General features: G+C 40.9%; 25 protein-coding genes and 1 pseudogene. 2 read left to right on the top strand and 24 right to left on the bottom strand.

Going from position 1 to position 19,182, the window contains the following annotated elements; genetic code table 11:
- Positions 1 to 27: 27 nt before the first annotated feature.
- From mobP2 to MK370_RS01140, 17 genes and pseudogenes are all read right to left on the bottom strand, one after another.
- The gene (mobP2, locus tag MK370_RS01220; protein WP_105026031.1) at positions 28 to 2,394 is read right to left on the bottom strand and encodes a MobP2 family relaxase; all 2,367 of its coding nucleotides are present in this window, start codon (positions 2,392 to 2,394) and stop codon (positions 28 to 30) included.
- 16 nt (positions 2,395 to 2,410) lie between these two features.
- Positions 2,411 to 2,884, bottom strand: a complete 474-nt coding sequence (locus MK370_RS01215; RefSeq protein WP_060971018.1) for a hypothetical protein — start codon at positions 2,882 to 2,884, stop codon at positions 2,411 to 2,413.
- Positions 2,885 to 2,905: 21 nt separating this feature from the next.
- The gene (locus MK370_RS01210; protein ID WP_060971017.1) at positions 2,906 to 3,700 is read right to left on the bottom strand and encodes a DNA/RNA non-specific endonuclease; all 795 of its coding nucleotides are present in this window, start codon (positions 3,698 to 3,700) and stop codon (positions 2,906 to 2,908) included.
- A complete protein-coding gene (locus MK370_RS01205; protein ID WP_053794433.1) occupies positions 3,700 to 4,047 on the bottom strand; it encodes a hypothetical protein in 348 nt (115 codons plus the stop codon). Before MK370_RS01205 ends, MK370_RS01210 begins: the two co-directional genes overlap by 1 nt.
- The gene (locus MK370_RS01200) at positions 4,040 to 4,378 is read right to left on the bottom strand and encodes a hypothetical protein (protein WP_053794432.1); all 339 of its coding nucleotides are present in this window, start codon (positions 4,376 to 4,378) and stop codon (positions 4,040 to 4,042) included. Before MK370_RS01200 ends, MK370_RS01205 begins: the two co-directional genes overlap by 8 nt.
- Positions 4,379 to 4,787: 409 nt before the next feature.
- Positions 4,788 to 5,063: a hypothetical protein gene (locus MK370_RS01195; protein WP_060971016.1), complete on the bottom strand. Its 276-nt coding sequence runs from the start codon at positions 5,061 to 5,063 to the stop codon at positions 4,788 to 4,790.
- Positions 5,064 to 5,190: 127 nt separating this feature from the next.
- Positions 5,191 to 6,204 (bottom strand): hypothetical protein, encoded by a 1,014-nt coding sequence (locus MK370_RS01190; protein ID WP_268683831.1) that lies wholly within the window; start codon positions 6,202 to 6,204, stop codon positions 5,191 to 5,193.
- A gap of 16 nt (positions 6,205 to 6,220) precedes the next feature.
- Positions 6,221 to 6,421, bottom strand: a complete 201-nt coding sequence (locus tag MK370_RS01185) for a hypothetical protein (RefSeq protein WP_053794429.1) — start codon at positions 6,419 to 6,421, stop codon at positions 6,221 to 6,223.
- Positions 6,422 to 6,431: 10 nt separating this feature from the next.
- A complete protein-coding gene (locus MK370_RS01180; protein WP_060971014.1) occupies positions 6,432 to 6,659 on the bottom strand; it encodes a hypothetical protein in 228 nt (75 codons plus the stop codon).
- A pseudogene (locus MK370_RS01175) lies at positions 6,656 to 7,096 on the bottom strand (thioredoxin). Before MK370_RS01175 ends, MK370_RS01180 begins: the two are co-directional and overlap by 4 nt.
- The gene (locus MK370_RS01170) at positions 7,093 to 7,509 is read right to left on the bottom strand and encodes a hypothetical protein (RefSeq protein ID WP_020992730.1); all 417 of its coding nucleotides are present in this window, start codon (positions 7,507 to 7,509) and stop codon (positions 7,093 to 7,095) included. The pseudogene MK370_RS01175 and the gene MK370_RS01170 overlap by 4 nt, the downstream one beginning before the upstream one ends.
- Positions 7,493 to 7,681: a hypothetical protein gene (locus MK370_RS01165; RefSeq protein WP_225915773.1), complete on the bottom strand. Its 189-nt coding sequence runs from the start codon at positions 7,679 to 7,681 to the stop codon at positions 7,493 to 7,495. The genes MK370_RS01170 and MK370_RS01165 overlap by 17 nt, the downstream gene beginning before the upstream one ends.
- A 13-nt stretch (positions 7,682 to 7,694) precedes the next feature.
- Positions 7,695 to 7,895: a hypothetical protein gene (locus tag MK370_RS01160; protein WP_008809739.1), complete on the bottom strand. Its 201-nt coding sequence runs from the start codon at positions 7,893 to 7,895 to the stop codon at positions 7,695 to 7,697.
- A 194-nt stretch (positions 7,896 to 8,089) separates the two neighbouring features.
- Entirely contained in the window at positions 8,090 to 9,580 is a 1,491-nt protein-coding gene (locus MK370_RS01155) for a primase C-terminal domain-containing protein (RefSeq protein WP_105025994.1), read from the bottom strand.
- 33 nt (positions 9,581 to 9,613) lie between these two features.
- Positions 9,614 to 10,285: a DUF2786 domain-containing protein gene (locus MK370_RS01150; protein WP_023916838.1), complete on the bottom strand. Its 672-nt coding sequence runs from the start codon at positions 10,283 to 10,285 to the stop codon at positions 9,614 to 9,616.
- Between the two features lie 168 nt (positions 10,286 to 10,453).
- On the bottom strand, positions 10,454 to 10,954 hold the full coding sequence (locus tag MK370_RS01145; protein ID WP_042763686.1) for a hypothetical protein: 501 nt from the start codon (positions 10,952 to 10,954) through the stop codon (positions 10,454 to 10,456).
- Between the two features lie 37 nt (positions 10,955 to 10,991).
- Positions 10,992 to 11,141, bottom strand: a complete 150-nt coding sequence (locus tag MK370_RS01140) for a hypothetical protein (protein WP_197414642.1) — start codon at positions 11,139 to 11,141, stop codon at positions 10,992 to 10,994.
- A gap of 289 nt (positions 11,142 to 11,430) precedes the next feature.
- On the opposite strand from MK370_RS01140, the gene MK370_RS01135 reads away from it, so the two are divergent.
- Together MK370_RS01135 and MK370_RS01130 are read left to right on the top strand one after the other, a co-directional pair.
- Entirely contained in the window at positions 11,431 to 11,955 is a 525-nt protein-coding gene (locus MK370_RS01135) for an ECF transporter S component (protein ID WP_268683830.1), read from the top strand.
- 20 nt (positions 11,956 to 11,975) lie between these two features.
- The gene (locus tag MK370_RS01130) at positions 11,976 to 12,506 is read left to right on the top strand and encodes a transcription repressor NadR (RefSeq protein ID WP_268683829.1); all 531 of its coding nucleotides are present in this window, start codon (positions 11,976 to 11,978) and stop codon (positions 12,504 to 12,506) included.
- A gap of 48 nt (positions 12,507 to 12,554) precedes the next feature.
- Here the strand turns inward: MK370_RS01130 and MK370_RS01125 are convergent, their stop codons facing one another.
- The 7 genes from MK370_RS01125 to MK370_RS01095 form a co-directional block, all read right to left on the bottom strand.
- Positions 12,555 to 13,022 (bottom strand): 8-oxo-dGTP diphosphatase, encoded by a 468-nt coding sequence (locus tag MK370_RS01125; RefSeq protein ID WP_268683828.1) that lies wholly within the window; start codon positions 13,020 to 13,022, stop codon positions 12,555 to 12,557.
- A complete protein-coding gene (locus MK370_RS01120; protein ID WP_268683827.1) occupies positions 12,995 to 13,531 on the bottom strand; it encodes a hypothetical protein in 537 nt (178 codons plus the stop codon). The genes MK370_RS01125 and MK370_RS01120 overlap by 28 nt, the downstream gene beginning before the upstream one ends.
- Positions 13,521 to 14,066 (bottom strand): DUF1697 domain-containing protein, encoded by a 546-nt coding sequence (locus tag MK370_RS01115; protein WP_268683826.1) that lies wholly within the window; start codon positions 14,064 to 14,066, stop codon positions 13,521 to 13,523. Before MK370_RS01115 ends, MK370_RS01120 begins: the two co-directional genes overlap by 11 nt.
- 62 nt (positions 14,067 to 14,128) lie before the next feature.
- The gene (locus tag MK370_RS01110; RefSeq protein ID WP_002918866.1) at positions 14,129 to 14,833 is read right to left on the bottom strand and encodes a hypothetical protein; all 705 of its coding nucleotides are present in this window, start codon (positions 14,831 to 14,833) and stop codon (positions 14,129 to 14,131) included.
- A gap of 178 nt (positions 14,834 to 15,011) precedes the next feature.
- On the bottom strand, positions 15,012 to 17,000 hold the full coding sequence (gene uvrB, locus MK370_RS01105) for an excinuclease ABC subunit UvrB (protein ID WP_268683825.1): 1,989 nt from the start codon (positions 16,998 to 17,000) through the stop codon (positions 15,012 to 15,014).
- 161 nt (positions 17,001 to 17,161) lie between these two features.
- A complete protein-coding gene (locus tag MK370_RS01100) occupies positions 17,162 to 18,109 on the bottom strand; it encodes a CPBP family intramembrane glutamic endopeptidase (protein ID WP_268683824.1) in 948 nt (315 codons plus the stop codon).
- Positions 18,110 to 18,176: 67 nt separating this feature from the next.
- Complete coding sequence (locus MK370_RS01095) at positions 18,177 to 19,121, bottom strand: CPBP family intramembrane glutamic endopeptidase (protein ID WP_268683823.1); 945 nt, start codon at positions 19,119 to 19,121, stop codon at positions 18,177 to 18,179.
- Positions 19,122 to 19,182 lie beyond the last annotated feature (61 nt).

Raw genomic sequence — 19,182 nt, 5'->3', positions numbered from 1 at the left:
AAAAAAGCCATTGGTTGCCAATGGCTTTTAACGACGATTTTCACGGCGTTCTTCCTGTTCTTCTCGCTCATCACTCCTAGCTCTTTCCATAAGGGCTTTTTGACTGCTCCTTTGAGCTTGATTGAGAGAAGCTGTCAGATTTCTCATAAAGCTAGTATCAACCTTCAGGCTGCCCTGTGTTTGTTGGATGGTGCTACGTCTGTTTTGTTTTTGAGACTGGATCTGTTTTTGTACCGTCTGAAGAAGAGCTTCTTTTTGTCCCTCTTCTTCAGGTCGTAATTTACCATACAATTCTTTCAGTTTGGAAAACTCCTTTGCATTGAATTGTTTATAGACTTTGATTTGAGCTTCATCCGTGGTTTGGGCTATCTTCTGATTGGTTTTATAAATCCCATGTTTCACCTGGAAAATGGAGATTTGTGTCTCCAACTCTTCCTTGTAATCCTGCTTGGAAATAGGATAACCTTTCAGCAACATTAGGATCCCCTCATCCTGGAGTGGTTTCAACGCTTCCAGCTCTGATTGTAGGTGTCGGATAGGAAGTTGGATAGTGCCCCTATCTGCTTTAGAAATAGGGAGATTGACGCTCTCTACAAACTGACGGCTCAGTGATTGTTTTAGTTCCAATTCAGACTTAGACAAGCGATAGTTTGGTGTCAGCTGTAGTTCAACTAGTTTTAGTTCTGTGGCCAGTCTTTCTTGTTTTAACTGGAGAAAAGGCTGATCAGACCGTAAAGGCTGCACCTGGTGAAGAAGCTTTTGACTGACTAGTAAAGCCTTTTGACGCTCTTCTAGCTTACTTAACTTTAGAGCATAGCGAAAGGTCCCCAGCTCCTGCCTTTCTTTCTCCGTCTGATTTTCTTTCTTTTTGGCCGCATCAACAAGCTCCTGTAGTTCAGCTGAAGAAAAGAGAGACAATTCTTTCAAAGACAGCCTTTTAGTCAGGATATTTTCTTCCATCTGTTTGATGTCGTAAACATAGCTGGTCTCAAAGCTCATTTCTCCAATCCCATTTCCATGTTTATCATACTCTTTATAGACTGGCTTTATAATTTCAATCGGCTGCATCCCTTCCTTGGGACTGTAGCCTTTTTTCTCCCAGGCAGCTAAGGACTTTAAGTAGCTGGCTTCTGGAAACTGCTGGAGAATACGCTTTTGATTGCCTTTAGAAAAATCTGGCAAATTTTTTTCCAGCTGAACGTCTTCAATCTGCGGGGCCGCTTCTTTAAAAGAGCGTAGAATACGATTTCCTAGCCGTTCTCTCAATTCCAGTTCCCGCCGATGGATCACACCTTCTAAGTCATAGCCTTTGGCCTGTTTTTCTGATCGTACCGTTTGGCCATTCACCTTTCGGACACGTTCATACGTTTGATTTTTTCCAGCTAAATAAGCCCTATCATAAAGTCCCAAGAAGTTTCTGGTCTCCTCCATAAACTCCTGATAAAGTTCTTTCCCTTCATTCTGTAAGTAAGAGTCAATATATTTATCCAGGAAAAATTTACTAACCGCAAAGTCTTTGGCATTCGAGCCATAGCGCCAATTTTTTTGGAGCGGCAAATGATTATATGCCTGCTCCAGAAAATTTTTCTCAGCTGAAGAAGTCACCTGTTGATTATGAAAAACTTGATCAACAAGATTGGATTTTAGGTTCGCCAAAATCTGCTCTTTTCTGATGAGGCGCTTGCGAGTCTGATCATTAAGCAACCCGTGAAACACATCACTTTTCAGTTTTGAAATGGTCTTCTGCGAAAAGTTGCCTTTATACTCCATCCGCCCTCTCGGTTGATAAAAGATTTTTTCACGGGCACTTTGAAGCTCAGACAGCCCAAAATGGACGTGAATATTCTCCGTATTCAAGTGAATGTTGGCCCACCAAAAAGAAGAGTCTGACAGTCCTTCTTTAGCAATCACTTTCGGCAAGGCGTCTCTTATCACCGATTTGATAGCCTGCTGGTCAACCTGACCCGTCGCAATATCATATAGCCCCTGTTGGGCCAAAAAGGCATTATCAAAAGAGATTACTCCCTGCCAAAGAAGGGAGCCGTTTTGACAAGCTGTTTCAAGATTTTCCTTTAGCTCATTGACCTTGCTTCTTTGAAGATAATTCGCATCTGCTGTAAAGATAGCCGTTAGCTCCTCTGATTGATTTTCTGTCGCATAAGAACGGTTCATATAACTCAGGTAGTCTCTAAAATTGAGATTGAGTTCAGGAACCGCTGCCTGCATGGCCAAAACTTGTTCTTCAGTCAATCCTTCGATTTCTTGACGATGAGTTTCAAGAGCTAATTCTTGATCCTGTTTGACTGCTTCAGAACGGTTTGTGTAATCTACAAATCCACTATTTGCCTCCGTGTACTGCAACATAAATGTCACGGCTGGACTGTTCATTTCCATAGGCATTTACAGCTCCTTAATGAGAATGTTTGATGGTTTGACCCCTGGCCACATCTTCTTGAATGACATCATCAATTCTGGCCATTAGTTCGTGCTGGTTAGGATCCATCCGTGAGTGAATAGACTCTAAATCCTGCACATCAAATTCTTGCCCTTTGGTAATAGCATGAAAATTAGTCAGCTCCAAATACTGCAATCTATTGAGCTGATTTTTCATTACTTTCAGATCCTGCTCTATATTTTCCAGCTGGTTATTTTTGGCCCCTTGAAGCTCAGCTAAACGTTGGATATAAGGCCGAGGGCGATCAATATCAAGGAACAATTTATAGAAAGCATCCAGGGCTAATTGAATTGTTTCTGACTTATTCAATTCTGGCCCGTGTGGGGATCCCTGATCTTGTAAATAATCAATAATCGCTGTAAATTTTTCAGCACCTTCATCTCCTAGGTATAGGCTAAACCGACGGATATTTGATTTTTTTCTTGGCATGAGTTCTCCTTTTTTGGTTCATCAAGGGGCAACTTTTTGAGAGTCCCCGGTTAAATAATTGAGTTCATATCCTGGCTGGATATTGAAAATATACACGTCAAAAGAGATGGTATCATCTTCTACACTTTGGGCCTCCAGACGGATGCCCCGACACACCAATTCCACATTTTTGAAAATTGGTGTGACCCTGTAGCGGACATGATGATTTGTTTCTTTGATATAGTTTGAGATAAAATTTTCATAGTAAAGCATAGAAGATTTTTCATCTTCAAAATTTGCATTCAGGGCCCGTGTCCCTGTGAATAGATTTTGCGGATTATCATTTTCACCACTCAACTGAAAAGCAATTAAGTGGGAACGATTGTAGAGGTAATCCGACTGACCGTTAAAATCAATCTTCTTGTTTTTCCAACCAGTCGGTGTGACGGTTGAAATATCTTCTCGCTCTTTTTTAGGCAGTAGGTCTTGACCTAACATGGCTTCAGCCACTCCTACACGATTGAGCAGATCAAGACTGGAAAATTTTTTCCAGGTGCCTTTTTCCAAATTCAATTCTTCACTCGTAAATTGAGCTTTAGAATGAACTTCAATGACTTGATTTTTTCCATCATAGATTTGTGATTTCAGTTCACTATTTTTAGAATGATAGGTGGATGAAATATCAGAATTTTTTTCTCCAGGTGAACCAGTAATATTGAGCTGACTTTTCAAATCATTTTGTGTAAAAAATGAGACGACCGCTTGAAAATTTTGAGGCTGTACCAGAAGGATGGCTAAAAAGATTATAGCGACAAAAACAAATTTATTTTTCTTCATCAGTAATCACCTGCCTGTCGTTCAGAAGTCACTGCTTTTTCGTCATTCATAAATCCAAGCCAATCAATCGTCAGCTGTTCTACCAGTTCTTGTTTTGCACCATATCCTGATAATTTGATTTCATTCTTCAACAGCAACTCTAAAATCTGGCTCTGTTGCTTTTTAATTTCAGCCAAAGTCTCCGCAAAACGATTTTCATATAAATCTAGTCCATCGTTCATCACGACAGACTCACATTGTGAGAGCATAAATTCATTGAATGATGAATACTGATATTTGTTCGCTATGGTGTGCAGCTGCTCAAACGTATGATCTGGAATATTTCTGATTTTGATCTCCTTAGTCATCTCTTTCCACCTCTCCCTCGTATTCCAACCAGCGGGAAATGTGATTAGCGTATCGGGCCATTTTCGTTTCAAAATCTTGTAAAATGTCGGACTGTTTTTCTGTCAAAAACAAAACGTGGTCAGATGTCAGTTTGATATTTTCAAGATGGGAGACGTACAAATCTTCTGCCCGATTGAATTTTCCTTTTTCAATTTTTTCACGGCACATTCCCAGCAAAAATTCATTAAATGATTTTGCCTTGGTATCTTTCGCAAGAGCTTTTAGATAATTCACCTCTTGGTGTGAAAGTCCTCGGATTTTGATTTCAACAGTTTGATTTTTGGTCGGCATTTCATCTCTCCTTTCTTCAAAAAATGAGCGCCCTTCTTTTTTCTTTTTACGAGGAAAAAGCAAAAAGAAGCAAAAAAGAAAACCTGAACCTCGCAACGTCACGAACCGAAACGGTTCTACTTTTGCGGTTTTTCAGCACACCAGCGCCCACCTGCAAGGCTTAAGGCCTTTTAGGGTCTTAGTGCTTGAAAAGAGCATAAGAGAAACTGTCCCCACGTCCCGTGTGGAGTTGATAGTATCAACGTTTCCTTTGTCCCCAATTTTCTCGGCTACGCCTACCTAAGCACACTGCTCTAACACACCTATACTTACTCTTATTTCTAATCAGCACACTTTCAGCCACTGAACTTTTAAGAGCAAAATCAGGTTATTTAGTGCTCATTCAGCTGGAGAAAATCAGTCTGTTTTTTTAAGAAACCTGTTCACTTTCTTCAGTAGCTTTTTGAGCAGCCTGACGACGTTCTTTTTCTTCTTCTTTGAGAAGAGCGAGTTCTGTTTTTAGGTCAGCATGAATTTGTTCATACGACAAATTTTTATCTTTTTTGAGCTGCACCTGGACGTACAATTTACCAATATTTTTTTGAAGCTTTTCTTCTGCTTCTTTACGAACTGACTCTAAAGCAGCAACTTTTTTCTTTGCTTCTTCCAATTCTAAATCAATTTTTTTAAGATCTTTTTTTGCCATCTTATAGCCTCCTTTTTAAAATTAAAATCAGTATAAGGGATAAAAAATTTTTGTGCTGTAAAGGGACAAGTCACCGCAAAAAGAAAACTCCCCAATCTATGATTAGGGAGAAAAAGTTCATGAAGGATTAGTTCATTTCGATGGTTTCAATCGGATTAGAAAATTCAAATGTCCCATCTTTCACGGCTGCTTTTTTCTTGTTCAAGGTCTCAATCTTACCTTTTAGTTTTTCGATATTCTCTGTAGCTGTTTCAATCGAACGGTTCTTTGTTTCGATGTTACTATCAATGACAGAAATATCTTTTTGGTTGGCTTCCAGGTCATCACCTGTAAGATATTTTGCTTCAGTATTCAATCCGTCTTTGCGAGACTCATCATCTTCAATAGAGGTTTTCAGCTTAGAAATAGACTCATTCAATTTTTTGATTTGTCCTTCCTGATAGCTGATTTCATCCTCGATTTCAGTCAGTGTAAACTCTTCACGAGACACCGCATCGATTGTCTTTTGTTTGAGATTTTTATTTTGAGTTGTGACAAAAAATTGGACGGTTCTTTCTGCTTCCTCCTCTTTCGGGGACAAGGATTTTGAAGTGGAACTATCGTCACTTGATGGCGATGTAATGTCAATATCAACTGAACTAGTTGAGACAGTTGTATTGATGACATCAATCGCAAAAGCGCCAAAATCTTCAGGTACTCCACGGATAATCACTGAGATTTTATTATCCACGATTGGGACAACTTCCATGCTCGTTTTAGCTGATTTATTTTGTGAGTAAAGCTTCCATTTTAAGCGCTTGGCATCAATTCCACGCTCAACAGATGAAGTCGCATCCCTAGTCTCAAACTGAAGAACAATGATACCTGTTTTGGGAGAATAGGTCTGACTGGTCAGCTTAATTTCTCCAGTTCCATTGACAAATGTTTGCTTGGTTTTAAGCTGATCATCTGTGTAGGTTTGGCGTTCTGGAGAATAGAGTGCTCCAGCCAAAAGACTGATCCAGGCCGCAAATAAAACGGAAAAAATGACTAATTTTCGTTTGATCACATTCTCCTGAAACCAGTTTTTAACGGCCAGAAATGGTTTTACAACGGTGCTGGATTTTGCATTTCCCATCCAGCGTTTTAATGTTTCTATCATGTCTAACAAATCCTTTCTAATTTTCTTTTCCCCACTTCACCTGACTATTAGGCCAGAACATTTTCAACAACATCATCAAGACGACAGACGCTCTCATTTGCTTTTTCTCATTCTCATATTTATCTCTGATTGTCACAGAACAAATAGGAAGAAACCAAGCGCATAGCAAGCTAGCCAAGATGACAAAATGACTAATAAAATTCGATAAGTTATTCATGGGAAACCTCCTAGATACAAGACATTTTTTCTGGTGCAAGTTCGAGAGTTAGCCACAAAGCCTCACTCTCTGAGATATAGGTAAGGCTGCCGCCCTCGTCATGGAACTGGAGAAGATAGTAAGGATCTTCTCCAACATGTCTGCCTAAAGCAACCACACCTTCAGGCGTCTTAGCACGCCACAATTCATTATCAAAACGAAACAAAGCTTCCGTCTTTTTGCTTACCTTTTTAGTCATTTCATTGCCTCCTTAATAGCGGACTCATCAGCCTTGATTTTGCCTTTACTGTCCTTAGTCGCATAGAGAGAAAGCTGTTGTTTTCCATCTCTCAGTGTAACAATCGTCGCCGCTTTTTTTACCTGGTATTTCTTTACCAAGACCTGGCCTTTTTCCGACTCAACATTGATATAAAAAGTCGGATAAGCACTCTTTTCAGCAGCAGAAATAACTGCTTGTTTTCCTGCCTAGCAATAGGGACAGCCTGACTTGTAAAAGACCAGGTTTGCATTCTGATCAACTACCGCAGCCGTATATTCGTTTTGGGTCAGATGGCTGTCATAATCTTTGAAAACAACCTCTTGCCAAACTGTCTTTACTCCAATAGCAGCAAAACTCAAAAGCATGATAAAAAGAACAATGCCAAAACCCAATTTGATTGCTTTCAAATCTTTCATAGAGAGTCCTCCTTGTCCAGAAAATCAAAGAGATTGCCCTGGATCACTTGGAGTTTAGCCAGCCGTTTCATGTCTTGCTTTAGCTCCTGAAAGCTGGTCATAATCTTATTAAAAACAAGCGGATCAAAATCATCATAAATCGCCACAATCGGCAACATAGGCAGATGATCTTTCTTCTCACTATGGAGAAATTCATTGACCTGTCTTTCAGCTACAATGACCCCATCAACTCGTACCAAAGCTGGTAAACTTGTGATAGTTTCTCCATTTTGATAAAAGGTCAGGGCTACATCTCCAGGAGCAATCGTTTCAAAGTCTGCATCGCTTTCAGACACTTTGAAGTAATAAGCTGAGGGCTCTTGTCCTAGTCCTGTCAGATAAGTCCCTCGTACAATCTTAAACGTTTTTGTCATCTTCCCTCTCCTCCTCGTCATCAAACTTAAACATCACCATTTTATTTCTTGATGACATCTCCATTTCAATTTGTTTCCATTCTTGCTTGGTCTTTGTCGTTTTCCATAATGGAATAATATCAAACAGATAAAGTCTTCCAGTATAAAGAACATCATCTTCATTTTTCACCATTAAAACCTCCCTTCTAACAAACCTTATGAAATCTAAATGGAGCCTGATAGTAATTCGGATACTGAATAATTCTCTTTGTCCTCGTTACTGGTACGGGTTTGTGATACCATTTTTGAAGATATTGAGAAGCCATCCCCTGAGTCTCAAAAACTAGAAGGTTCTTCTTCTCATCACGCAGATAATCTCCAATCTCAAAACTAAAAATAGCAATCATTTGACTTCCTCACTTTCTTGATCTTCCAAGTTCTTGACTAGCTCCAGAACATTGAGTACACCCAACTCTTATACTTTTTTACGTGTTATTTGTTCTCCTACCTAATGAATAGTTACTAGCTAGTTTTTCCCCGCCTCCGAATTGCCTCACATTATCCTAGATATAATGTAAAGGCACTTGACGGGTTTTATTTTTTATCCAATGTCGAGCTCAAATAAAGAGAGTTGTGATACTTGTTTAAGGTCATTTTTAACTCCTTCTATCACTCGCCGAGTGAGACTCAAGCTTTCTTCAAAGAAAGCAGCAATATAACCAACATACGCTTCCTGGCGTTCCTTTTTCACCTGGAGAAGGGACAGGAAGATAGCCTTGACGGAAGCAATACGGATCCCGCCGCCACGGCCAGATTTAATCGTGAAGAAGATCTTCTGATCTGCCTTTAGTGCTTTCAGTACTCTGTCTAAAGAGCGTTCAGGGATACTGAGAGCTTCTCTCAGCGCCTTTTTCGTTGTCTGAATAAATGGATCTTCTGACTGGTAAAAGTCCTCTAAATAGGCCATCACATCGGCTTTCCATTCATACAGATGACTGTTCTTGCGATCAGCCCGCTTCTTCTTGAATTTGTACCACCGCTGCTTGGTAAAGAGATCCGCAGCCTTCAAATCCTTATTGACCCAGGCCCGACACAGCAGCATGATATAATCTCTGCTGGCTGCCTCATATTTGCCTGAATAAGCACTGGCAATAATCTTTAAGAGTTCGCTTGTAGTGACTGGTTCGTCCAGTCGTAGGCTAAATTCGTTTAACACGACCTCACAATCGCCTTGTGAGACACCGCTGGAGAAATTAGCCAAGGCTAAAGTGAACAATACAGAATTTCGACCCATTAAGTCCTTAGTACCTTTGATGTTTGACTCATTCATCAACATCTTATACCAGGGCTCATCGGTCTGTTTTGCCCCTTCTGTTCCTGAAATAACCGTTAGGTTCGGTTTCTTACTTGGGAAAGGCAAGTCTGATTGTTTCATCGACCAATTCAGCCACTCCTGGAAAGAATAGGTGTACTCTTCGTCAAAGAATTCGATATTATCTGTACGGGGTATTCTGCAAATACCAAAGTGATTACAGGTCATATCAACAGGTAAAGTCTGACCAAAGTAACTTCTCAAGTTTTGAGAGATCGCCTTGGCCACCTTTACCACCTTGAACTGTGAATGGGCGGTCACATAGGCTGGCTCAGACAGAACAAAGTAAGCCTGGTATCCTTTATCTGACTTTAGAATTAACGTTGGCATGAAGCCTAAATCAAGAGCAGCCGTCAGGATGTCTCCTGATGTCATTACATCGTCTGAGGACAGGTCAAAATCAATCACAAAGGTATTGATCTGGCGCAAGTTCTCTTCAGCATGGCCACGTGTAATTTGTCGTCGGCTGTCACTGTATGATCCGAAGCGATAAACGTTCGGCGTCCAGTGAGTGAAGCCATCTTGATTTTCTTTAATAGCTTCCATTGAGGTTAGAACAAGTCCACGGGCCTTGATCATGTGAGCTTTGGAACGGTAAGTGAATATAGCTCCTCGCTTACCTTCCTCAACTGAAGAAACAGGTTTCAAATGACTGTTTCTAAATTTATAATTCCTTAATCCATCTTTGAGAATTAAAGGATAGATTGTATTCAAATTCATATTGAAATATTCCTAATTTTTTTCATCACTGAGCTAGCTGTTTAACAATTCATCAGTCATTAGCTTTGTTTCTTTTGCATGTTCAAGTCCTACAGAATAAGCTTCCAGGTCTACTTTTTGAATTGGAATTTTGGCAGATCTCTCATTGAGTTTTCCCATTCGTTTATACTGTTCTTCCAATACTTCAGCAGGAACCTGAACCATCAAAGCAAATTTTTCTGATGATTGAGTTTGTTTCTCAAAACGCTCATTCAACCCTGTAAGAAATCCAAACAAGTAAGACTTCTTGTAGTCTTTCCAGCGAGCTTTTGTAATTGTAGGGAAAAGACGTTTTAATCGATATTCCAGATATAAAACAGCACCTTCATAAACTTTGGTGCAAAATTCAGCATCACTATCATAGCCAAAGAAAATCATTTTCGTAATTCCTTCATCAACTTTCCTTTGTCTAATGACTTTACACCTGAAGTTTGCACCAAGAATACCAGCCAATTTCTCTTTCCACCAAACCATTCTATATTCTGAGGCTGCAACAGTCTCTCCAATATTATTCTTGTGGATCTTTTGTATATCACTCATGGCTAAATTGTGTTTTACCATCAACTTCTGGGCCATGAGAAGCGCTGACTGCCCTTCTTCATCATTTGGAGCGTCATAGGCTAATTCAAGTAAGTTTTGAACTTTTAAAATAATCTTATCGTTCATTTGGGACCTCCTGAGCTATTCCTAATCCATAATAGCAATGGCTGCAAATTGTTTCTTCTTCATCTATCCACCAACAAGCCCCCTTGTCTGGAGTGTAGCAAGCATTGTTCCAAGTGCAGCCACAGATACAACATTTTCCCTGTTCTTTTGAACTCATGTCAACCTCTCTTAGTTCTCTTTCATACTCTTAGGAGGAGCAGCAACCGAAAAGAAGTAGCCGTCCTTTAAGTCCTCTTTACTGTAAAACTCAGTCTCTGCGGTCGTTACATAATCGCACCGACTCCAGTCACTCCGTAGCTTTTTGTAGGACAGTGATACTCTTTTTTCAATTTCTCTAAAGCGAAAACCTAGCTTCAAATACGTGGTCACGATTTCTTCAATATGTTCTTGAGTTTCTGGAACCTTGACCCTGGTTTGGATATTCTCTTTCTTGTCTTCTTCACGTAGGCTTAGCTGATATTGAATATAGAGTAATCGCATTTCCTCAATTTTCTCTTGCCAGTAAGGATTATAAGGCTGACCTGAATACTTGTTCGTTAAGCTGCGGACAGGTTTTCTGAATTTCATCTGAACCTTGTCAAACTCTCCTAGATCTGTCAGCGGATCAATAAATCCTAACGGCTCACTATTGAGTAACTTTTCATATAAATTTAAACTGTTTGTCATCATCGTTTGTCTCCTCTGATACAGTTCTTTACAATCTCCCCTAGGATGTGTTCTGACAGCTCATGCTTTCAAATAAATCAAGTTGAAAGGCACCTGGAGAAACTTCAGAATCTTCTAGCGGTAATTTCTCTGACTGATTTTCTTTATCGTGATCAATCACTTCATAAACTTCCAATGTGTCAATATTCATGACAATCTCCAATCCTCGCATGATGATCTCCTTTCTCTTTAAATTTAAAACGAACAAAAAAGGAGAACAGATTTCTCCGTTCTCCTTCCTATACAAGATATTCAATTTATACTTTTCTAAAAACTCTTACCACTTACCTAAAAATCTAGTTTGCTCCTATTTCCACACCCTTCTAGTATAAGCTATTTTAAGCATTTTGACAAATCTCTTTTAGGATTTTTACAGGTCTTGACCTTTCTGCAAAAACAGTGTACTATACTAGTGTATATACAGATGAAAAGGAGTCACTATGAAACCAAAATCTAAAAATCAGTTTATGACACTGACCGCTTTTTTGACTGCACTAGCTATTGTTATCCCGCTGGTTATTCCGATTAAAATTGTCATTCCGCCTGCTTCCTTCACCTTAGCCAGCCATGTCGCTATTTTTTTGGCTATGTTTATTTCACCTCTCATGACGGTGATTGTTGTGATTGGCTCCACTATTGGATTTTTTATGTCTGGGCTTCCTTTTATCATCACGCTTAGGGCCCTGTCCCACTTGCTCTTCGCTAGCATAGGCGCTCTTTATCTTCAAAAGCACCCTGACACACTGGACAGCCAGAAGAAGACTTGGATATTTAATTTCCTGCTAGCCTTGATTCATGCCTTTGGCGAAGTGGTCGTCTGCATTCTCTTTTACACGACTTCTGCCTATCCAGCTAATGCTTTCTATATCTTATTTGGTCTGGTTGGACTTGGTACGGTCATCCATAGCATGGTCGACTTTGTCATTGCTAAGTTCATCTATCAAGCGCTGAAAAAGATTCGCTAGAGCTTGAAGATTCCTGACTTTTGGTTTACAATGAAGCTATGACCAAGCAAAGACGAGAAGAACTATTAGACCTTTTGAAAACATCATCTGCTGCCCTCAATGGCCAGTCACTGGCGGAGCATTTCCATGTGACCAGACAGATTATCGTGCAAGATATTGCCCTCTTGCGGGCTGATGGTGCCCCCATCCTCTCAACCAATCGTGGCTATCTTTATAAAGACCGCCAAGAAAATGCTGCTGTCCATCAGCTCTTCAAGGTTCAGCATGGGGCTGAGGATATGGAGGCCGAGCTGCTGGCTATCGTAGATAATGGCGGCCGCGTGCAGACTATTTTGATTGAGCACCCGGTTTACGGCGAAATTCAGACTTACCTGAAGCTGACCTGCCGCCGAGATGTCCAGCATTTTCTCCAACAGGTCGCATCCTGTGCCTTTCGCTCCTTATCTGAGCTGACAGATGGAGTCCACTATCACCTAGTACAAGCCGACTCCCAGCAGGATTTGGACTATGTAGAATCCGCCTTGAGAGACCTAGGATTTTTACAGGAATAATATTTAAGAAAGAAAAAGACTGATTAGGGCCTAACCTAGTCAGTCTTTTTAATACATACTCTTGCGCCAGCCACCTTCGATGCGCTCGTGATAGTAATATTCGGATAATTCCTCATCTTCCATCATACGCAGAAGTTCAAGCATATCGTAGGCCAAGTCTAGCTGAGGTAGGGTTTCCTTGTCTACCCAAGAAATCTCGCCCTCTTCTGTCGAACGAATCTGACCAGAAAATTCAGTCGCTTTGTAGCAAAAGACGATGTAGCGAACCCCTTCATCCGTATGCCAGTTCTTTACTCCGACCAGTTTTGGATGAGTAATAGTCAAACCCGTTTCCTCTAAAATCTCACGGACAACTGAATCATGGAGAGACTCACCCTTCTCAATATGCCCACCAGGGAAGGCATAACCAGACCAATGATAGCGCTCAGGAGAGCGATACTGAACTAGGACTTTTCCTCGAGTTTCATCTTCGACAAGGCAGATGTTTGTTAGGATTGTTTTTTGGGCACGGGACATTTCTTCTTCCTTTCTAAATAAATAGCAATAAGAGTTGCAAGCGCAGCTATTGAAAAAAATAGGATATAAGTTGCAATCGGAAACCAAACATAGCGAGAATCCAAACTGATTAAAGGTGGTGCAAAATGTTTTCCATCTTTTGACCGAATTCCTATAAAATAATGGATTAAGAAAACCGGCTCGTTCATATAAAGAAATCCTTCAGCTAAAACCTTCAAAGAAGTAAATCCTTCTTTTCTCAAGCTACCAAATCGAGAATAATAAGGAATAAGCACCAAGAGGACCAAGTTTACATATAAAGGAGTAATATAATTCAAATGACGAAGTGGAACAGGAATGCTCTCATTACCAAAAGTTAAATATCCCACACCAATCGCAACAACTATTAAGACTAAAAAATTTAAAAAAGCTTCTACTAGCCAATGCTTTTCCAACCAAAGACTAAACTTATTCCCCTGAACTTTTATTTTTATTTTGTTTTTATTTTTCTTTTTGGTTTTACTTTTCATTTACCAACTCAACAATCTTCTGGAAAGTCTTGCCGTTTCGGATAGTTAGTTGCTTGTAAAAACTAGATTTGAGCAGTTTCTTATGGTAGTTGGACTTGAGATAGTCCGCTTGGTCAGCGTTGCTATAAAAGAAAGCCGTATGCCCAAAATGCAGTTGCTCCTTGTCATTTGCCCAGCTGCCTGCCAGCTCTTGAATGCTCTCCTTGTCGGTCTCCGGCAGATAAAAGAGAACATCTCGCCGAAAGGCAGTTTCATCCTGCCACCAAGTAGGCAGATTGGCTATTTCTTTTTCAAGCATAGCAGAGCTGACAAGGACAAAAGGCAGAGGAAAATCATAAGACCGACTGAAATAAGCCGACAATATCTCCCGAATCCTCTCCTCCCGCTCCTCGCTATCAAAGAAAAGATTGCCACTATTGATGTAGGAAACTGGATTTTCAAAACCCAACCCAGCCAAATCTTTCTTCAAATCAGCCATAACGACCTTGTTTTTTCCGCCAACATTAATGCCGCGGAGTAAAAGTGCATAACGCATGTGGTGCTCCTTTTATCTATTCAGTAAGACTGAAATAGCAAGTTATCTCTGATGATATCCTATTACTTCTCTTTTAATCTTTGTTCATCGCTTCTAAACTCCACTGAACCTAATTGTGTAATATCAATCTTTTTCACAAAAGGAAATACAGCAAATATAGCACTAGTCAATAAAAATGCTAAATCTATCCAAGTTAGTTCAATTTTCATAAACTTACTACAGACCCATATAAAAAATATAAAAACTGACAGAATTGGGCTTATGAATTTCAAGCTATCAAAGGCTTCTCTTAAACTTTTTCTTTGCTCCTGCTTCTGTCTCTCATTTTCATAAATTAAAGCTGCAGAATTTCGTGCCAACAATTCTTTATAAGATGGTAAATCTGTCTCTTTGAAAGTAAATTTTGACTTGTGATCATCCACTTCTTGAAATAGTCTATTAATCGTAAATGCTACTTGATCCTCATTGCTTTTTAAAACATAATAAACTGGAATATCCCTACCATTAGTTTGAATAAGTTGTTTAATTCTACTATTAAAGCCAGACAATTGTTGTTGGTTAAAGGAGTCCGCTTTACTCATTTTTAATTCGAAAATGGCAATAATTTCTTTTGTATCTTCTTTTATAATTGCGAAATCAGTTCTAAAATTTCCCAGTTTACATTCTGGTATCACATTTTTTTCTGAATATTGTTTTAATAACTGGTTCTTAAATTCATTGGCAAACTCTTTTTCAAACCCTACCATGTAAGTTTTGTTAGACATCATTATCTCACTTTCTAAAATTTTTTCTCAACATTCTTAATTGTAGCACAATAGTTATAATTCTGAACAAATATAAATTCCTGCTCATTCATAAATAAGTTCTCATTATCACGATTTCATAAACATGTTAGCCATAACCTTGGTTATCTAAATTTATTTAAATTACTATTGCATTTATCCCTCAATCCATCGCCTTTATTTCCAGAATCATATCGCGAATCTGTGCAGCTAGTTCGAAGTCGAGAAGTCCGGCAGCTTCTTGCATTTGGCCTTCCAGTTTCTTGATCATGTCCTTGCGTTCTTGCTTATTGAGGCTTTCGATTTCGACGGTTTCTTCCTTGTCTGGCAAGGCAGCCTTGGTCACACTGATTAGGTCGCGGATTTCTTTCTTGATGGTCTGCGGTACAATGCCATGCTCTTCATTATATGCCATCTGGATTGCCCGACGGCGGGCAGTTTCATCGATAGCTCGCTGCATGGACTGGGTCATGGTGTCGGCATACATAATCACATGACCTTCGCTGTTGCGGGCCGCCCGACCAATAGTCTGGATAAGACCGCGTTCGTTGCGAAGGAAACCTTCCTTGTCCGCATCAAGGATTGCCACTAGACTAACCTCAGGAACGTCGATTCCCTCGCGCAGCAGGTTAATCCCAACCAAAACATCAAAGACACCTAAGCGCAGGTCTCGAATAATCTCAGTCCGCTCCAAGGTCTTGATATCCGAGTGCATGTACTTGACCTTGACACCCATTTCCTTGAAGTAGTCGGTCAAGTCTTCAGCCATTTTCTTGGTCAGGGTTGTGATAAAGGTACGTTCATTCTTTTCAACACGGGCATTGATTTCACCTAAGAGATCATCAATCTGCCCCATTGTTGGGCGGACTTCCACCTCTGGATCCAGAAGCCCAGTCGGCCGGATAATTTGCTCAATAACAGTATCTGTCTGTTCATTTTCATAGTCGCCCGGCGTAGCCGATACATAGACAATCTGGTGAACATGGCTTTCAAACTCTTCTCTGCGCAGCGGACGGTTGTCCAAGGCAGACGGCAAGCGGAAGCCATAATTAACCAGCATCTCCTTGCGAGAGCGGTCCCCATTGTACATGCCCCGAATCTGTCCCATGGTCATGTGACTCTCATCAATCATAATCAAGAAATCATCAGGGAAAAAGTCCAGAAGGGTATAAGGAGGCTCTCCTTCGCTTCGACAATCCATGTGGCGGGAATAGTTCTCAACACCGTTTGTATAGCCCATTTCACGCAGCATTTCGATATCGTACTCCGTGCGCTGCTTCAAGCGCTGGGCTTCCAGAAGCTTGCCTTCCTTCTCAAAGATAGCCAGCTGCTCCTCTAGCTCGGCCTGAATCTTAGCAATGGCTACTTCCATGTGGTCTTCATTGGTCACGAAGTGAGTGGCCGGGAAGATGGCTAAATGGTCCACCTCACCCAAGACTCGACCTGTCAAGGCTTCGACCTCACGGATCCGGTCAATCTCGTCTCCGAAAAACTCCACTCGAAAGGCATGTTCATCCCGAGAAGCTGGGAAAATCTCCACCACATCACCACGAACCCGGAATTTCCCCCGATGAAAGTCAATGTCATTGCGCTCAAACTGGATATCTACCAGATCGTTGAGCAACTTGTCACGGGAAATCTCTAGTCCAGGACGCAGGCTAACTACACTATCAGAGTATTCCTTAGGCGAACCCAGACCATAAATACAAGAGACCGAAGCCACAACAATCACATCATTACGCTCCAAGAGGGCTGATGTCGCTGAGTGACGGAGCTTATCAATCTCATCATTGACCGAGCTATCCTTTTCGATATAAGTATCACTGGAAGGCACATAAGCCTCTGGCTGGTAGTAATCATAGTAGGAAACGAAGTATTCCACCGCGTTATTAGGGAAGAACTCCTTGAACTCACCATAAAGCTGGCCGGCCAGCGTTTTATTATGGGCGATAACCAGAGTCGGCTTGTTGACCTGAGCAATAACCTGACTCATGGTATAGGTCTTACCAGTACCAGTCGCCCCCATGAGAATCTGGGCTTTCTCGCCTCCCTCGATATTGTCCACCAACTGCTCAATAGCCTGGGGCTGGTCACCTGAAGGCTCGTACTTGGAAACCAATTCAAATTTATTATCTGTTATTCTGTTAATCATCTTTTATTCCTTAAATTGTGCTTCTATCATTTTACCATATTTGCCCTATTTTCTCTGGATTTGGGTGTAGGTAGAATGGCCACGCTTCTACCATCGGCTGTCCCTTGTCACACATCTCGTTAAAAGACATAAAAAATGCCCAGCTAAACTGGGCGAAATGGTTATTTCTTAAAAATCAGCGCTTGAGGCAGGCGATTTTCTTTTTTAAGTGACCAGTAGAGATAGGCAATGCAGCCAATCAGGACGATACTGGCAAAAATAGATCCTTCAGCACCGAAGGCTCCGCCGGACAGTAAATCCACAGAAGATTGTGAGCTATAGTTCAAGATTGAGGTAGATGCTCCTTGGCCACTGACCTGAATACCATAGATATTTCCTTGCACAAAATTCCAAGCGCCGTGCATGCCAGCTAGTACCCACATATTGTCATACTTGAGCATAAGGAAACAAGCAAAGATACCGTCTAATATGATATTGACAATCGAAAGAATGGTCACACCAGGGTTAAAGAGGTGCAGAGCCCCAAATATAGCACTGGAAATCAAGATACCAATGAAGATATTTGACTTAGTGCTAACTGCTGGAAAGAGCCAACCACGCGTTACTAGCTCTTCTGTCCCACCTTGAAGAATCCAGAAAGGAATGATAGCTAGGACGAAAATAAAATCTTGTAAGTTAACCTGACCAAATTTCAGACTGCCTGTCCCCGTTACCAGGAGCAAGACCACAACGATTGAGAACTGAACCGCTCCTATAAGGAAGCCTTTGAGGAGATTTTTGAACCAGTCTTCTTTGTAAAATCCCAGACTGACAAAAGTACGCTTTTCACGATATCGAACCCAAAGAAAGACAGCAAGAGCGATAAAAAAGAAACCAGCTAGCTGAAAAAAGACCGTATAGTGACTAATAGCTGCCATTGCTTCTGTCCGATTAATCGTCGGATCTGCAAAACCAATCAAGAGTCCGACAATGATACCAATTGGCAACATTCCGACAAAACTTAAAATTCCTCCTCCATAAACAAAGCCTATAGCGATTAAAATAGCTAACCAAACTGGTGGGATATAGCGCGATTGCTTGATAGCATCCAACATACGAGATTTAAACATATACACATTCCTTTCCTTGTTTGAATTTATTATAGCATATTATTTTAGGATGAGCAAAAGCTAGCTGTCAATACTGTTTCTGAGCCATTCTCACAAGATCTGTCAAACTACCGTCTTTTTTCATCTTGATAAGCAAGTAAAAAACGGCCAGCAAAAGAATGAGCGAGCTGAAAATAGAAGCTTCAGCACCGAAAGCTCCACCAGTTAGCCAGCTCGAATCCGTCTTAGGAATAAAGTTCAATACTGCCGCGTCAACGCCAGTACCACTAACGCTGAAACCATAGATATTTCCTTGGCTAAAGTTCCAAGCAGCATGAAGTCCTATAATCCCCCAGACATTGTCCGTCCAGATCAGATAGAGACTTGCAAAAAGGCCAAATAAAGCAATGTTAAGAATGGGAAGAATACCAACATCTGGATTGCCTAGGTGCAAGAGGGCAAAGAGCAGGCTTGAAGTCAGCAAACCGATGGGCAGATTGGTCTTTTTGACAGCAACTGGCAGCAGCCAAGCGCGTGTCACTAGCTCTTCTGCTCCACCCTGAATCATCCAAAGCGGAAGCAAAATCAAGATATAGAGAAAAGGTTCCAGTGTCAGCTGTCCCCATTCAAAAGAGCCAGCTCCGCTCAACAGCATAAGCAGAGCGACTAGACTAAAGAGGAGAAAACCTGCTGCCAATCCTTTGACCAGCTCCACCAAGCTTCCTTTTTTGACAAAGCCTAGAGTCGCGAGCGGTCGTCCTTCAGCCCAGCGCACCCAAAGAAAGAGAGCCAGTATCATAAAAACAAAGCCGAACAAGAGAAAAGGCAGGGCAAAATTGAAGAAAATTTCAAAGAATCCGCCTTGACCTAAGAAACCTAGCATAAGACTAAGCACAGCCGAAATTGGCTCCAAAGCCTGATAGGCCAACTGCTGTCCACCTTGCACAAAAATAACAGCCAGTAAAAGAGACAAAATATAAGGAGGAACAAAGCGAGCTTGATTGACTCCGTCCAAGATACGTGATTTTTTCATAAGAACCTCATTCTATCCTTGTTTTCATTTATTTCCAGTATAGCAGACTTTGCTCTAAGAA

It is taken from the genome of Streptococcus sanguinis, assembly GCF_026781265.1.
Classification (GTDB): Bacteria; Bacillota; Bacilli; order Lactobacillales; family Streptococcaceae; genus Streptococcus; species Streptococcus sanguinis_T.
The sequence above is the reverse complement of the archived record's forward strand: the minus strand, read 5'-3'. Positions and strand labels throughout refer to the sequence as shown.

What these genes read in the sequence shown, in the direction of transcription:
- MK370_RS01215 (WP_060971018.1), bottom strand. Translation starts at nt 2,884, where the DNA reads ATGCCAAGAAAAAAATCAAATATCCGTCGGTTTAGCCTATACCTAGGA.
- MK370_RS01100 (WP_268683824.1), bottom strand. Translation starts at nt 18,109, where the DNA reads ATGTTTAAATCTCGTATGTTGGATGCTATCAAGCAATCGCGCTATATC.
- MK370_RS01140 (WP_197414642.1), bottom strand. Translation starts at nt 11,141, where the DNA reads ATGAATATTGACACATTGGAAGTTTATGAAGTGATTGATCACGATAAA.
- MK370_RS01120 (WP_268683827.1), bottom strand. Translation starts at nt 13,531, where the DNA reads ATGAAAAGTAAAACCAAAAAGAAAAATAAAAACAAAATAAAAATAAAA.
- MK370_RS01200 (WP_053794432.1), bottom strand. Translation starts at nt 4,378, where the DNA reads ATGCCGACCAAAAATCAAACTGTTGAAATCAAAATCCGAGGACTTTCA.
- MK370_RS01185 (WP_053794429.1), bottom strand. Translation starts at nt 6,421, where the DNA reads ATGAATAACTTATCGAATTTTATTAGTCATTTTGTCATCTTGGCTAGC.
- MK370_RS01150 (WP_023916838.1), bottom strand. Translation starts at nt 10,285, where the DNA reads ATGAACGATAAGATTATTTTAAAAGTTCAAAACTTACTTGAATTAGCC.
- MK370_RS01145 (WP_042763686.1), bottom strand. Translation starts at nt 10,954, where the DNA reads ATGATGACAAACAGTTTAAATTTATATGAAAAGTTACTCAATAGTGAG.
- MK370_RS01110 (WP_002918866.1), bottom strand. Translation starts at nt 14,833, where the DNA reads ATGATGTCTAACAAAACTTACATGGTAGGGTTTGAAAAAGAGTTTGCC.
- MK370_RS01210 (WP_060971017.1), bottom strand. Translation starts at nt 3,700, where the DNA reads ATGAAGAAAAATAAATTTGTTTTTGTCGCTATAATCTTTTTAGCCATC.
- MK370_RS01125 (WP_268683828.1), bottom strand. Translation starts at nt 13,022, where the DNA reads ATGTCCCGTGCCCAAAAAACAATCCTAACAAACATCTGCCTTGTCGAA.
- MK370_RS01195 (WP_060971016.1), bottom strand. Translation starts at nt 5,063, where the DNA reads ATGGCAAAAAAAGATCTTAAAAAAATTGATTTAGAATTGGAAGAAGCA.
- MK370_RS01160 (WP_008809739.1), bottom strand. Translation starts at nt 7,895, where the DNA reads ATGATTGCTATTTTTAGTTTTGAGATTGGAGATTATCTGCGTGATGAG.
- uvrB (WP_268683825.1), bottom strand. Translation starts at nt 17,000, where the DNA reads ATGATTAACAGAATAACAGATAATAAATTTGAATTGGTTTCCAAGTAC.
- MK370_RS01170 (WP_020992730.1), bottom strand. Translation starts at nt 7,509, where the DNA reads ATGACAAAAACGTTTAAGATTGTACGAGGGACTTATCTGACAGGACTA.
- MK370_RS01180 (WP_060971014.1), bottom strand. Translation starts at nt 6,659, where the DNA reads ATGACTAAAAAGGTAAGCAAAAAGACGGAAGCTTTGTTTCGTTTTGAT.
- MK370_RS01135 (WP_268683830.1), top strand. Translation starts at nt 11,431, where the DNA reads ATGAAACCAAAATCTAAAAATCAGTTTATGACACTGACCGCTTTTTTG.
- MK370_RS01155 (WP_105025994.1), bottom strand. Translation starts at nt 9,580, where the DNA reads ATGAATTTGAATACAATCTATCCTTTAATTCTCAAAGATGGATTAAGG.
- MK370_RS01190 (WP_268683831.1), bottom strand. Translation starts at nt 6,204, where the DNA reads ATGATAGAAACATTAAAACGCTGGATGGGAAATGCAAAATCCAGCACC.
- MK370_RS01095 (WP_268683823.1), bottom strand. Translation starts at nt 19,121, where the DNA reads ATGAAAAAATCACGTATCTTGGACGGAGTCAATCAAGCTCGCTTTGTT.
- MK370_RS01165 (WP_225915773.1), bottom strand. Translation starts at nt 7,681, where the DNA reads ATGGTGAAAAATGAAGATGATGTTCTTTATACTGGAAGACTTTATCTG.
- mobP2 (WP_105026031.1), bottom strand. Translation starts at nt 2,394, where the DNA reads ATGGAAATGAACAGTCCAGCCGTGACATTTATGTTGCAGTACACGGAG.
- MK370_RS01115 (WP_268683826.1), bottom strand. Translation starts at nt 14,066, where the DNA reads ATGCGTTATGCACTTTTACTCCGCGGCATTAATGTTGGCGGAAAAAAC.
- MK370_RS01205 (WP_053794433.1), bottom strand. Translation starts at nt 4,047, where the DNA reads ATGACTAAGGAGATCAAAATCAGAAATATTCCAGATCATACGTTTGAG.